Here is a 12,137-nt window from a genome sequence, read left to right as displayed (position 1 = left end):
GATGGACGTCGTCACCCCCCGCACCCTCGACGAAGCCCTGTGCCTCAAGGCGGAGCTGCCGCAGGCGCGCTTCCTGCAGGGGGGCACGGACGTGCTCGTCGAGCTCAACTTCGACCGCTCGCGCCCTCCGGCGCTCGTCAACCTCAACGAGGTGGCGGAGCTGCGAGGCTGGTCGCGCGAGAACGGCGCCCTCCTGCTCGGCGCCGGCCTCACCTACGCCGAGGCGATGCGCGGTGCGCTCGCGGACGAGATGCCGGCGCTCGCGGAAGCGTCGCGGACCGTCGGATCGCCGCAGATCCGCAACCGCGGAACGATCGGCGGCAACCTCGGCACGGCCTCCCCGGCCGGCGACGCGCTGCCGCCGCTGCTCGCGGAGGGGGCGGTCGTCCTCGTCGCAAGCGTCCGCGGCGAGCGCCGCATACCGCTCGATGCGTTCCTCGTCGGGGTGAAGCGCAACGTGCTCGAGCCCGACGAGATCATCGTGTCCGTCCGCGTCGAGCCGAGCCGCGCGCCGCAGACGTTCATGAAGGTGGGGCCTCGCAACGCGATGGTGATCTCGGTGTGCTCGCTCGCGCTGCACGCCGACCTCGCGCGCGGCGAGCTGCGCGCCGCGTTCGGATCGGCGGCGCCGACCGTACGCCTCGTGTCCGCCCCGCTCGACGCCAGGGAAAGCTTTCCCGACCTCGTCGCCGGGGCGGCCAGCCCGATCGACGACGTCCGCGGGACGGCGGCGTACCGGCGTCACGCGCTTCGCGTGCTCGCGGGCCGCGCGCTCGAGAGGTGCCTGGCATGAGCCTGTGGAGGGGGTGCGGATGAAGATCGCGTTGACGGTCAACGGCGAGTGCCGGGAGACGGAGGCGTGGGGCGGCGAGAGCCTCCTCTACGTCCTGCGGGAGCGGCTCGGCCTGCTCGGCTCGAAGAACGCGTGCGAGCAGGGGGAATGCGGGTCGTGCTCGGTGCTGCTCGACGGCGTGCTCGTCTGCGCCTGCCTCGTGCTGGGCGCGCAGGCGGACGGGCATGTGGTGACGACGGTGGAGGGCCTCGCGGACGGCGACCGGCTCCACCGCGTGCAGGAGGCATACGTCCAGGCCGGTGCGGTGCAATGCGGGTTCTGCACTCCGGGGCTCGTCGTCGCCACCGTCGACCTGCTCGAGTCGAATCCCTCACCGAGCGACGACGAGATCCGTGAAGCGCTCTCGGGGAACCTCTGCCGTTGCACGGGCTACGCGAAGATCTTCGATGCGGTGCACCGGGCGGCAATGTCGTGAGCGCGACCGCGACCACCCCGGGCGTCGGTCGGGTCGGAGACAGCGTGCCCCGGCTCGACGGCCCGCCGAAGGTGAAAGGAGAGTTCGCCTATGCGAGCGATCTCCAGGCGGCCGGGATGCTGTGGGGCCACACTCTCCGCAGCCCGCATCCGCACGCGCGCATCGTCGAGATCGACGTCTCCGCCGCGCTCACCATGTCCGGCGTGCACGCGGTGCTGACCCACGACGACGTCCCGGGGCAGAAGACCTACGGGCTCGAGTTCGCCGACCAGCCCGTGCTCGCGCACGATCGCGTCCGCTACTTCGGCGAGGCCGTCGCCCTCGTCGCGGCCGAGCATCCGGAGCAGGCACGCCGGGCCGCCGAGGCGATCCGCGTCGTCTACGAGGAGCTGCCGGTCGTCTCCGACATGGAGCGGGCCACCGAGATGGAGCCCCTGCACCCGGAGCGGCCGACGATGGGGCACGGGTACCGCGACGACCCGCGGCCGAACGTCGTCCGCCACATGGTGATCCGGCACGGCGACCCGGACGCGCAGGGGGACGTGTCGGTCACGGGCGTGTACGAGGTCGGCATCCAGGACCAGGCCTTCCTCGGCCCCGAGAGCGGGCTCGCGGTGCCGGACGGCGAGGGCGGCGTCGACATCTACGTCGCCACCCAGTGGCTGCACGTCGACCGCGACCAGGTGGCGCCGTGCCTCGGGCTCGACCCCGAGCAGGTGCGGATCCACCTCGCCGGCGTCGGCGGTGCCTTCGGCGGCCGCGAGGACCTGTCGATGCAGATCCACGGCGCGCTGCTCGCGCTGCACACGAGCCGGCCGGTGAAGATCGTCTACAACCGCGAGGAGTCGTTCGTCGGGCACATCCACCGGCACCCGGCGCGCATGTGGTGCGAGCACCGGGCGACGCGCGACGGGCGCCTCGTCAACGTCCGCATGCGGATCCTGCTCGACGGCGGCGCCTACGCCTCGAGCTCGACGGCCGTCGCCTCGAACGCCGCCTCGTTCGCCGTCGGCCCGTACCGCGTCGACAACGCGCTCATCGAGGCGACCGCCGTGTACACGAACAACCCGCCGTGCGGTGCCATGCGCGGCTTCGGGGCGGTGCAGACCTGCTTTGCCGCCGAGGCCCAGATGGACCTGCTGGCGGCCGAGCTCGGCATCGACCCGGTCGATCTCCGCCTCCTCAACGCCCTCGCGCCCGGCGACGTGCTGCCGACAGGGCAGGTGGTCGAGGGCTCGTGCCCCGTCGCCGAGACGATCCGGGCGGCGGCCGCGATCCCCGTGCCCCCCGCGGAGGAGCTTCCGCGCGACCCGATCCGCCTCCCCGGCGGCGCCGGCAACACGACCCGCGGCGAGGGCGTCCGCCGCGGCGTCGGCTTCGCCGTGGGGTTCAAGAACATCTGCTACTCGGAGGGGTTCGACGACTCGTGCGCCGCCCGCGTGGTGTTGCGGGCCGACGGCAGCGCCGAGGTCCACTGCGCGGCGGCGGAGGTGGGGCAGGGCGTGACCGGCGTCATCCTGCAGGTGGCGCGCACCGAGCTCGGAACGGACGCGGTCACGCTGATGCCCCACACGACGTCGACGGTCGGCTCCGCCGGCTCCGCGTCGGCCTCGCGCATGACATGGATGGCGGCCGGCGCCGTGCGCGACGCGTGCCGGGCCGCGCTCGAGCAGCGCGAGCGCTCGGGCGGCGGCGAGGTCGACGTCGAGCGCGTGCACCGGCACCCCCGCACGACGCCGCTCGACCCGGAGAGCGGCCAGGTGACAGGCGAGCGTGCGCACGTCGCGTTCGCCTGTGCGGCGATGCGCGTCGTCGCGGAGGTGGACGTCGAGCTCGGCCTCACGCGCGTCGTCTGGGTCGGCACGGCCCAGGACGTCGGCCGCGCGATCAACCCGATCGCGCTCGAGGGCCAGATCGAGGGGGGCACCGCCCAGGGCATCGGGCTGGCGTTGATGGAGGAGATCCAGACGCGGGACGGCAGGATCACGAACGCGAGCTTCACCGACTACCTCATCCCGACGGCGCTCGACATGCCGCCGGTCGAGTCCGTGCTGGTCGAGGTGCCCGAGCCCGCCGCGCCCTACGGCGCCAAGGGCGTCGGCGAGCCGCCCACCGTCGTCTCCACCGCGGCGGTGGCGGCGGCGCTGCGCGCTGCGACCGGCAAGCCGCTCCGCCGCGTGCCGGTCCGGCCCGACGAGATCGTGGGGCTCGCGCTCTCGTAGGGGCGACGCCCGCGCGTCGCCCGGTGTTCGCTCATTCCGCGAACGGCTCGACGACCTGGGCCGCCTCGTTGCGGATCACGAGCGCAACCGACGCGAGCACGACCGTGGCGCCGGCGGCGATCTGCCACGTGACCCCCTCGTCGAGGACGATCACGCCGAGCAGGATCGCCACCACCGGGTTCACGTAGGCGTAGGTCGCGACCGTCCCGATCGGGATGTGCGCGAGCAGCCAGACATAGGCCGTATAGCCGACGAGGGAGCCGATCAGGACGAGGTAGGCGAGGCCTGCGAGCGACCTTCCTGACCACGACGCGGGGCCGAGCGACTCGTCGCCCGCGAGGACGAGGCCGAGCGGGAGCAGCATCGCTCCTCCGGCGAGCATCTCGATCGCCGTCGCGACGAACGCGTCGGGTGGCAACGGCAAGCGGGAGGAGAGGAACGATCCGGTGGCCCAGATCGAGGCCGAGCCGAGGACGAGCAGGATCCCGCCGGAGCTCGCCCCTCCTCCCGGCCGGACGAGCAGCGCGATACCCGCGAAACCCGTGACGACCCCGACAAGTGCGACGCGCCTCGGCCGGTCGCCGCTGACGGTGCGGAGCAGCACGATCCAGAGCGGCACCGATGCGATCAGCAGCGAGGCCAGTCCGATCGGGACGCGCCGTTCGGCGACGAACAGCATCGCGTTCGCACCGAGCAGGAGCACGCCCACGAGCATCGCCGACGCGAGCTCGCTGCGGCCGACCCGGAAGGGCGCCCGTCCGCGCCGTACCGCGACCCACCCGCCCATCAGCGCGCCGGCGAGGAGGAAGCGCACGCCCGCGGCGAACACGGGCGGGATCGTCTCTCCGGCGAGCTCGATGCCGAGATAGGTCGAGCCCCAGATCACGTAGACGGCCCAGAGCGCGAGCCACGCGCGCGCGCTCACCGCTTCAGCGTCAGCGCGGCACCCGCGGCGAGCAGAGCGAGGCCGAGCAGGCGCGGCCAGGCGAGCGGCACCTGCTGGACGCCGAACCAGCCGAAGCGGTCGATCGCCGTTGCGAGCGAGAACTGGCCCACGATCAGGAGTGCCGTCGTGGCGACGATGCCGATCCGCGGTCCGGCGACGGTGATCGAGAGCACGATCAGGGCGCTCATGAGGCCGCCGAGCAGCAACCACTTCGGCCCTGCGAAACCCGCCCGGAGGCCGTCGAGGCTGCGGCGCGCGACGAGCACGACGACGAGCGCGGTCGCGGCGCCCACGACGACGGCGCAGGCGAGCGCTTCGACGCTGCCGATGCGGTCGCCGAGCCGTCCCTGCACGGCGATCTGAACCGCCCCGCCCAGCCCGGCGGCGAACGCGAACGAGGCTGCAACTCCGGTCGAGCCCATGCGGGTGACGCTATACGTTGGCCGGCGCCGGGAGACGCTCATTGCTCGACATCTGATGCGCGACCTGATAGCATCAGATGCGTGGCGCGGACGACGCTCGACATCGATGCGACCGTGATGCGCGAGCTGAGGCGCCGGCAGGCGGCCGAAGGCAAGACCATCGGCGCGCTCGTCTCGGAGCTGCTGGCGGTCGCCCTCGCTGCATCGCAGGCGCCCCCGCCGCCGTTTGCCTGGACGACGAAAGCGATGTCGGCATCCGTCGATCTCGACGACAAGGATGCGGTCCACGCGCTTCTCGACGCTTCGTGAGCGCCGCAATCGACGTCAATCCGCTGCTGTATGCGTCGGACACGTCGAGCCCGTTTCACGGCGCGGCGCTCGCCTTCGTCGAGCGCATCGCAGCAGGGCGGGAGCTCGTCTACCTCTTCTGGCCCACGGCGATGGCGTATCTGCGCATCGCGACGCATCCGTCGATCTTTGCCAGCCCGCTGTCATCCCGTGAGGCCGTGGCGAATCTCACCGCCCTGCTCGGACTGCCTCATGTGCGAAGCCCCGGCGAGGATGCGGACTTCTGGGCGGGCTTCCGGGTCGTCGCGGACGAGGCCTCCCCGCGCGGCAACCTCTTCCCGGATGCGCACATCGTCGCCCTGATGCGCGCGAACGGCGTCGAGAGCATCTGGACACGCGATCGCGACTACTTCAAGTTCGCCGGGATCAAGGTGCTCGACCCGTTCGCGCCCGCTCCGGCGCAGCGGTAGGCTCGGCTGATGAGCGAGGTGCTGACCGCCCGCCAGGGCGCGGTTCTGACGATCACCCTCAATCGACCGGACGTCTTCAACGCGTTCGACCGTGCGCTCCACGCCGCGCTCCGCTCGGCGCTCGAGGACGCCGCCGACCCCGCCGTCCGCGCCGTCGTCATCACCGGGGCGGGCCGCGGCTTCTGCGCCGGGCAGGATCTGCGCGAGCTCTCCTCCATGTCCGGCTCGCTGCGCGACGAGCTCGAGCAGACCTACCACCCCAACATCCGCCGCATCCGCTCGCTCGAGAAGCCGGTGATCGCCGCCGTCAACGGCCCGGTCGCGGGGGCGGGGCTCTCGCTCGCCTGCGCGTGCGACGTGCGCATCGCGTCGGATGCGGCGAGCTTCGTGCCCGGCTTCGCCGGCATCGGGCTCGTGCCCGACTCCGGCGGAAGCTGGTTCATCCACCGCCTGCTCGGGTTCGCGCGCGCCTTCGAGTGGATGAGCTCGAACCGGCGCTTGACGGCCGGCGAGGCGCTCGCATGGGGGCTCGTGTCGGAGGTCGTGCCGGCCGGCGTGTTCGGCGAGCGCCTCGGCGAGATCGCCGCGGGCTGGGCGTCGCTGCCGACGCGCGCGGTCGGGATGACGAAGCGGCTGCTCGAGCATGCGCACGCCGCGGGGCTCGAGGAGCAGCTCGCGCTCGAGGCGGAGCTGCAGCAGTCGGCCGTCGAGACCGCCGACTTCGCCGAAGGAGTGGCGGCCTTTCTGGAGAAGCGCGCGGCGAGATTCTCCGGCGCATGATGCGCGCGCGGGCGCGATGAGCACGATCCGCGTCGTCGACTACCACACAGGGGGCGAGCCGTTTCGCATCGTCACCGGCGGCACCGAGCCGCTTCGCGGCAGGACGGTCCTCGAGCGCCGTCGCGACGCGCGCGAGCGGCTCGACCACGTGCGGCGGCTGCTCGTGTTCGAGCCGCGCGGGCACGCCGACATGTACGGCTGCCACGTCGTCCCCGCAAACGACGAAGGCGCCGATCTCGGCGTCGTGTTCTTCCACAACGCCGGCTACTCCACGGCGTGCGGCCACGGCACGATCGCCCTCGTCACCTGGGCCCTGGACGAGGGCGTGGTCGAGCGGCGCGAGGGCGAGAACCGCGTCGTCGTCGACGTGCCCTGCGGCAGGATCGAGACCTGGGCCGCCGTCGAGGGCGGAAGGGTGCGCTCGGTGCGGTTCCGCAACGTGCCGTCGTTCGTGTGGGCGACCGGCCTCGAGGCAGGGCCGTTCACCGTCGACGTCGCCTTCGGCGGCGCCTTCTACGCGTCGCTGCGGGAGCGTGTCGAGCGGGCCGAGCTGCCGCGGCTGATCGAGCTCGGCCGCGCGATCAAGCGGGCGATCGAGGCCGAGCACGATGTCGTCCATCCCGTCGAGCCCGAGCTGCGCGACGTCTACGGCGTGATCTTCTGGCAGGAGGAGGCGGAGCGGCCCCTCACGCAGCGCAACGTGACGGTGTTCGCCGACGGCGAGGTCGACCGCTCTCCCTGCGGGTCGGGCACCTCGGCGCGGCTGGCCCTGCTCGACGCGTCGGCGCGGCTGCCGCGAGGGGAGGAGCTCCGCCACCTGTCGATCGTGGGGTCGTCGTTCAGCGGCCGGGTCGTCGGCGGCACCGAGGTCGCGGGCAGGCCCGCCGTCGTCACCGAGGTCGAGGGCCGCGCCTACCGCACCGGCGAGGCGGTGTTCGTGCTCGATCCGGACGACCCGCTCGGCGAGGGCTTCCTGCTGCGCTGAGCCTCCGCGCGGCGGGCCCGCGTCACGGCAGCAGGCGCCCGACCTCGCCCGGCTCGGGGAAGCGTCCGAGCCGCTGCTTCGAGAACACCGTCACCCCGTCGGCGACCACGTCGAACTGGGACCTCGCGCCCGCGAGCACCGCGGCCTCGATCCCCCGCTCCGCCTGCAACTCGGCCGCGACACGCGCGGCCTCGCGGTCGTAGCCGGCTCAGACGGGGCAGTAGAAGATCTCGACGGACATGCTGCCGAGGCTACCTGGCCGCGCCGCCTCTACGCTTGGCGTATGGAGCCGGACGACGACCCGCTGGCGATGGCGATCGTCGTCCGCCGGCGCACGGCGCGCCCCTTCCCCGAACTCGCGGCCGCGGGGGCGCTCGCCGCCCGGCGCTGTGCGCGCCGCTACCTCGACGACGACCGCTGGCGTGCCTCGTTCGAGGAGTGGTGGCGCTCCTCCTTCCGCAAGATCTGCCTGCGCGCCGAGCCGCGCGAGTGGGAGGAGGTACGGGCGCTCGACCACGAGCGCGTCGGGGACGTCGCCTGCTTGCCGCCGCGCCGCCGCTCGCAGCGCGAGCGCGTGCTCGTGCGCATGCAGGCGCTCGCGGGCGAGGTCGCGGGGCTGGAGCCGCCCGCCGCGCCCGCGCCGGGCGAGCTCCTGCTCGTCGTCAACACCGGTCTGCCGATGAGCGCCGGCAAGGCGATCGCGCAGATCGCGCACGGCGCGCTCATGGTCGACCCGCTCGAGGACCTCGCGACGCGCGTGGCCGGGACCTCCGGTGTGGGCTGGGACGCGCTCGCCGGCTCGGGGGCCGCGGTCGTGCGGGACGGGGGCCTGACGGAGATCCCGCGTGGCTCGGAGACGGTCGCCGTCTGGCGCGGAGTCCCGCGCGCGTAGAAGATGGGCGACCGTGGGCCGCGTCCTCATCGTCAACCCGTTCGCGAGCGGCGTCAGCGAGCGCCGGCTCGCGCACGTCCAGGCCATGCTGCCCGCCGGCACGGAGACGATCCTCACGCAGGCGCGCGGCGATGCCACCGAGATCGCGCGCGCGTGGAGCCCGACAGCGGACGCGATCTACGTGTTCTCGGGGGACGGAACCTACAACGAGGTCGTCAACGGCCTCGAAGCCGACGTGCCCGTCGGCTTCGTCCCGGGCGGCGGCACGAGCGTGCTCCCGCGCGCGCTCGGGCTGCCGCGCGACCCGGTGCGCGCCGCGGAGCAGATCGCGCGGGGACGGCAGCGGCGCATCTCCCTCGGCCGCGCGAACGGGCGCAGGTTCGCGTTCAACGCCGGTGTCGGCTTCGACGCCGAGCTCGTCCGCCGTGTCGACGCGCGCGGCCGGCGCTCCGACGGAAGGCGGCCGGGAGACGTCGCGTTCGCGTGGACGGTGGTGCGCACGCTCGTCGACCACGGCCTGCGCTTCGACCCGGCGCTCGAGGTCGAGGGGCTCGGGCGGGCGGCCTTCGCCCTCGTCGCCAACTGCTCGCCCTACACGTACGCCGGCCCGCTCGGGCTCCGCCTCGCCCCCGGCGCCCGCTTCGAAGGAGGCCTCGACGTCGTCGCCCCCGTGGCGCTGCGGGCCCGCGCGCTGCCGGCGCTCGGCCTCAGCGCCGTGCGCGGCCGGCCGGCGCGGAAGGGCGTGCTCTACGGACAGGACCTCGGCCGCGTCGTCATCCGCTGCGACGGGCCGATGCCGTTGCAGGCCGACGGTGAGGATCTCGGCGACGTGACGGAGGTGGTGCTCGAGGCCGAGCGCGATGTGCTCACCGTGCTCGTGTAGGGCCGGACATCTCCATCCTCCCGAACCTCCTCGCAGAGCGCGCGCCGACCTTCTACCCTGCCCGCGTGGCGCACGAGCTCCGGCTACCCGATCTCGGAGAGGGCCTCGACGAGGGCGAGGTCTCACGCTGGCTCGTCGCCGAGGGCGACGTCGTCGCCGAGAACGACGCGGTGGTCGAGGTGCAGACCGACAAGGCGACGGTCGAGATCCCGTCGCCGCATGCCGGCACCCTCCTCAAGATCCTCGCGCGCGAAGGAGCGATCGTGAAGGTGGGGACGACCCTGGCGGTGATCGGCGCCGAGGGCGAGCAGCTGCTGCGGTCGGTCGAGGCGCCCCCCGAGCCGGAGCCTGCCGGCCCCATCGTCAGCGTCGTCGGCAGCGAGCCGCTCGCGGCCGCGCGCGCCACCCCCGCGGTGCGCGACCTGGCGCGGCAGCTCGGAATCGAGCTGCTCTCGCTGCGCGGCAGCGGGCCCGCCGGCCGCATCACCGAGGGGGACGTCCGCGCCGCCGCAGAGGCCGCGAGCGAGGGGCGGCGCGTGCCGGTGCGCGGGATCCGCCGGGCCGTCGCCGAGCAGGTCGAGCGGACGCACCGCGAGATCCCTGCGGTCACCTTCGTCGAGGAATGCGACTTCACGGGCGTCGACCGCAGCCGGCTCGTCGCGGGTGCGCTGAAGGCGGCAGCCGGAGCGCTGCGCGCGTTCCCCGAGCTGAACGCGCGCTTCGAGGAGGACGAGATCGTGCTGCTCGACCGCTACGACATCGGTGTCGCCGTCCACACCGCCGCGGGCCTCGTCGTCCCGGTCGTGCGCGCGTGCGACACGCGCACGGTGGAGGAGATCGACACGGAGATCCGTCGCCTCGCCGAGGCCGCCCGAGCGGGAGCGCTCCACCCCGAGGATGTCCGCGACTCGACGTTCACGGTCACGAGCGCCGGCAAGCTGGGCGGCCTGCTGATGACGCCGCTGATCAACCATCCCGAGGTGGCGATCCTCGGGCTCCACCGGATCGCGTCGCGCCCGGTCGCACGGGACGGGGCGATCGTCGTGCGCGAGATGGGCAACGTGTCCGTCACCTTCGACCACCGCGTCGTCGACGGCGTGCAGGCGGCGGGGTTCTGCCTCGACGTGATCGCGAGGCTGGAGGGGCAGGGCCGCAGCAGAAGCTGACGGCGGGGCCGCCGTCCCTACAATGGCCGCGTGGGCGGCTGGTACGAGATCGGTGTCACGGTCGGCATCGGCCTGGGCGCGGGGATCCTGTTCGCGGGGTTCCTCGCCGGGCTGCGCGCCGGCCTGGCGGGAACGCTGCCGGGGGCCGTCGGGGTCGCGGCGGCCGCAGGCTTCCTCGTCGCGGGATGGCCCGGCGCGGGCGCCGGCGCGGCGGGCGCGGTGATCGGCGCCGCCTCGGCCGCGCCGATCGTCCGTGGCGCCTCGCGCCGCGGCGCCACGGTCGGCGGCACGGCGTTCCTGCTCGGCGGCGCCGCGGTCGCCGTCGCGACGCTCGCGCTCGTCCCCGTGCTCGGCTATCTCGAGGCCGTCGTCGTGCCCGCCCTCGCCGCGCGCCGCGCGCGTGGGGCGCCCGAGAAGTACGCGGGGCTGCGCTCGCTCGCCAAGTGAGGCCGAAGCCCGTCATCCTCGTCGTCATCGACGGGCTCACGCCCGCGATGCTCGAGGGAGCGATCGCCTCGGGCGGCGCGCCGACGCTCGCGCGTCTCGCCGAGCACGGGACGTACCGTCGCGCGACGTCCGTGTTCCCGTCGCTGACGCCCGTGTGCCTGTCGTCGATCGCCACCGGGGCGCACGGCGACGTGCACGAGATCCCGCACCTCGTCTGGTACCACCGGCGCGACGGGCGGCTCGTCGAGTACGGCAGCTCCTTCGGCGCGGCGCGCGCCGCAGGCATCGGGAAGACGCTCCGCGACACGCTCGTCAACATGAACGCCGAGCATCTCGGCGTGGGTGCCGTGACCCTGTTCGAGACGCTTGCCGACGCCGGCCTGCGCAGCGCCGCCGTCAACTTCACCGCCTACCGCGGGCGCACCGTCCACCGCTCGTCGCTCCCGTTCCTCGGAAACGTGCTCGGGCCCGAGCGCTTCTACTTCTACAACCTGTTCCAGTCCGAGCGCACGGGAGCGCCCCTCTCGTTCCGCAACCGCTCGGCAGGCACGATCGACGCGTACGCGACGGCCGTCGGCCGCTGGCTCGTCACCCGCGACGGCTTCGACCTGTTCGTGTTCTACCTCTCCGACTACGACTACGCCTCGCACGAGCTCGGCCCCGACCGTGCACACGACGTGCTCGGCCGCTGCGACGCGGCGGTCGGAGCGCTCGCGGACGCGGCCGGCGGCATCGACGAGCTGCTCGAGCGCTACGCCCTCGTCGTGCTCTCGGATCACGGGCAGACCCCGGTGCGGCACGTCGCATCGCTGCAGAGGCACTACGTCGACGTGGCCGGCGCGCTCGTCTGCGCCTCGAACCGCGCCGCCCACGTCTACGCCCTCGACGCCTGTGCGCTCGACCCGCGACAGCTCGCCGCCCGGCTCGACGCGGAGCCGTCGGTCGAGCTGGCGTTGTTCCGCGAGGGCGCGGAGGCGGTCGCCCGGCGCGAAGGGGAGGAGCTCCGCTTCGCGCCGCGTCCGCAGGGCGGCTTCCACGTTGCCGGGGACGCGTCCCTGCTCGCCCATCCGGACGCGCCGGCACGCGCCTGGGCCGCGCTCGCGAACCCGAACGCGGGCGATGTGCTCGTGTCCGCGACCGCAGGGTGGGAGTTCGCCGACCTCGGAGGAGGACACCATCTCGGCGGCGGCTCGCACGGCTCGCTCGTCGCGGGCGACTCCGAGGTGCCGCTGCTCACCGTCGGCGTCGACGGTGATCCCCGCAGCATCGTCGAGGTCGCTCCCACCGTGCTGCGGCATTTCGGCATCGAGGCTCCCGCGTACGTCCTCGGGCGCGCAGCCTGACCCGCCGGGGCTCGTCGACCGGTCA

14 protein-coding genes and 1 pseudogene are annotated in these 12,137 nt (G+C 73.6%); 12 read left to right on the top strand and 3 right to left on the bottom strand.

The window, feature by feature from the left end:
* The first annotated feature begins 1 nt into the window (after position 1).
* Genes Gocc_RS15160 through Gocc_RS15150 form a run of 3 tightly spaced genes read left to right on the top strand, consistent with a single transcriptional unit; the run spans position 2 to position 3,490 of the window.
* Positions 2-793 carry an FAD binding domain-containing protein gene (locus Gocc_RS15160; protein ID WP_114797418.1) on the top strand — a complete coding sequence of 264 codons (792 nt, stop codon included), beginning with the start codon at positions 2-4 and terminating at the stop codon, positions 791-793.
* Positions 794-812: 19 nt separating this feature from the next.
* On the top strand, positions 813-1,268 hold the full coding sequence (locus tag Gocc_RS15155) for a (2Fe-2S)-binding protein (RefSeq protein ID WP_114797444.1): 456 nt from the start codon (positions 813-815) through the stop codon (positions 1,266-1,268).
* Positions 1,265-3,490 carry a xanthine dehydrogenase family protein molybdopterin-binding subunit gene (locus Gocc_RS15150; RefSeq protein WP_422718004.1) on the top strand — a complete coding sequence of 742 codons (2,226 nt, stop codon included), beginning with the start codon at positions 1,265-1,267 and terminating at the stop codon, positions 3,488-3,490. Before Gocc_RS15155 ends, Gocc_RS15150 begins: the two co-directional genes overlap by 4 nt.
* A 31-nt stretch (positions 3,491-3,521) precedes the next feature.
* Here Gocc_RS15150 and Gocc_RS15145 read toward each other — a convergent pair whose 3' ends face one another.
* A complete protein-coding gene (locus tag Gocc_RS15145) occupies positions 3,522-4,415 on the bottom strand; it encodes an EamA family transporter (RefSeq protein ID WP_114797417.1) in 894 nt (297 codons plus the stop codon).
* Positions 4,412-4,858 carry a DMT family transporter gene (locus Gocc_RS15140; protein ID WP_181813743.1) on the bottom strand — a complete coding sequence of 149 codons (447 nt, stop codon included), beginning with the start codon at positions 4,856-4,858 and terminating at the stop codon, positions 4,412-4,414. The genes Gocc_RS15145 and Gocc_RS15140 overlap by 4 nt, the downstream gene beginning before the upstream one ends.
* An 81-nt stretch (positions 4,859-4,939) precedes the next feature.
* On the opposite strand from Gocc_RS15140, the gene Gocc_RS15135 reads away from it, so the two are divergent.
* The 4 genes from Gocc_RS15135 to Gocc_RS15120 are packed head-to-tail and all read left to right on the top strand — an operon-like array spanning position 4,940 to position 7,381.
* Positions 4,940-5,167, top strand: a complete 228-nt coding sequence (locus Gocc_RS15135) for a hypothetical protein (RefSeq protein WP_220150661.1) — start codon at positions 4,940-4,942, stop codon at positions 5,165-5,167.
* Complete coding sequence (locus Gocc_RS15130) at positions 5,164-5,616, top strand: TA system VapC family ribonuclease toxin (protein WP_114797415.1); 453 nt, start codon at positions 5,164-5,166, stop codon at positions 5,614-5,616. Before Gocc_RS15135 ends, Gocc_RS15130 begins: the two co-directional genes overlap by 4 nt.
* A gap of 9 nt (positions 5,617-5,625) precedes the next feature.
* Positions 5,626-6,396: an enoyl-CoA hydratase-related protein gene (locus Gocc_RS15125; protein WP_114797414.1), complete on the top strand. Its 771-nt coding sequence runs from the start codon at positions 5,626-5,628 to the stop codon at positions 6,394-6,396.
* Between the two features lie 16 nt (positions 6,397-6,412).
* A complete protein-coding gene (locus Gocc_RS15120) occupies positions 6,413-7,381 on the top strand; it encodes a proline racemase family protein (RefSeq protein WP_114797413.1) in 969 nt (322 codons plus the stop codon).
* 22 nt (positions 7,382-7,403) lie between these two features.
* On the opposite strand, the pseudogene Gocc_RS16455 reads toward Gocc_RS15120, so the two are convergent.
* A pseudogene (locus Gocc_RS16455) lies at positions 7,404-7,574 on the bottom strand (Rdx family protein); the annotation flags it as partial.
* A 90-nt stretch (positions 7,575-7,664) separates the two neighbouring features.
* Between Gocc_RS16455 and Gocc_RS15115 the strand changes: the two are divergent.
* From Gocc_RS15115 to Gocc_RS15100, 5 genes are all read left to right on the top strand, one after another.
* Positions 7,665-8,273, top strand: a complete 609-nt coding sequence (locus Gocc_RS15115) for an aminoacyl-tRNA hydrolase (protein ID WP_114797412.1) — start codon at positions 7,665-7,667, stop codon at positions 8,271-8,273.
* Between the two features lie 13 nt (positions 8,274-8,286).
* A complete protein-coding gene (locus Gocc_RS15110; RefSeq protein WP_181813741.1) occupies positions 8,287-9,156 on the top strand; it encodes a diacylglycerol/lipid kinase family protein in 870 nt (289 codons plus the stop codon).
* A gap of 65 nt (positions 9,157-9,221) precedes the next feature.
* Positions 9,222-10,322: a dihydrolipoamide acetyltransferase family protein gene (locus tag Gocc_RS15105; RefSeq protein ID WP_114797410.1), complete on the top strand. Its 1,101-nt coding sequence runs from the start codon at positions 9,222-9,224 to the stop codon at positions 10,320-10,322.
* Positions 10,323-10,352: 30 nt separating this feature from the next.
* A complete protein-coding gene (locus tag Gocc_RS16450) occupies positions 10,353-10,769 on the top strand; it encodes a hypothetical protein (RefSeq protein WP_181813740.1) in 417 nt (138 codons plus the stop codon).
* Positions 10,766-12,112: an alkaline phosphatase family protein gene (locus Gocc_RS15100; RefSeq protein ID WP_181813739.1), complete on the top strand. Its 1,347-nt coding sequence runs from the start codon at positions 10,766-10,768 to the stop codon at positions 12,110-12,112. The genes Gocc_RS16450 and Gocc_RS15100 overlap by 4 nt, the downstream gene beginning before the upstream one ends.
* The last annotated feature ends 25 nt before the right edge of the window (positions 12,113-12,137 follow it).

Source organism: Gaiella occulta (genome assembly GCF_003351045.1).
Classification (GTDB): domain Bacteria; phylum Actinomycetota; class Thermoleophilia; order Gaiellales; family Gaiellaceae; genus Gaiella; species Gaiella occulta.
The sequence above is the reverse complement of the archived record's forward strand: the minus strand, read 5'-3'. Positions and strand labels throughout refer to the sequence as shown.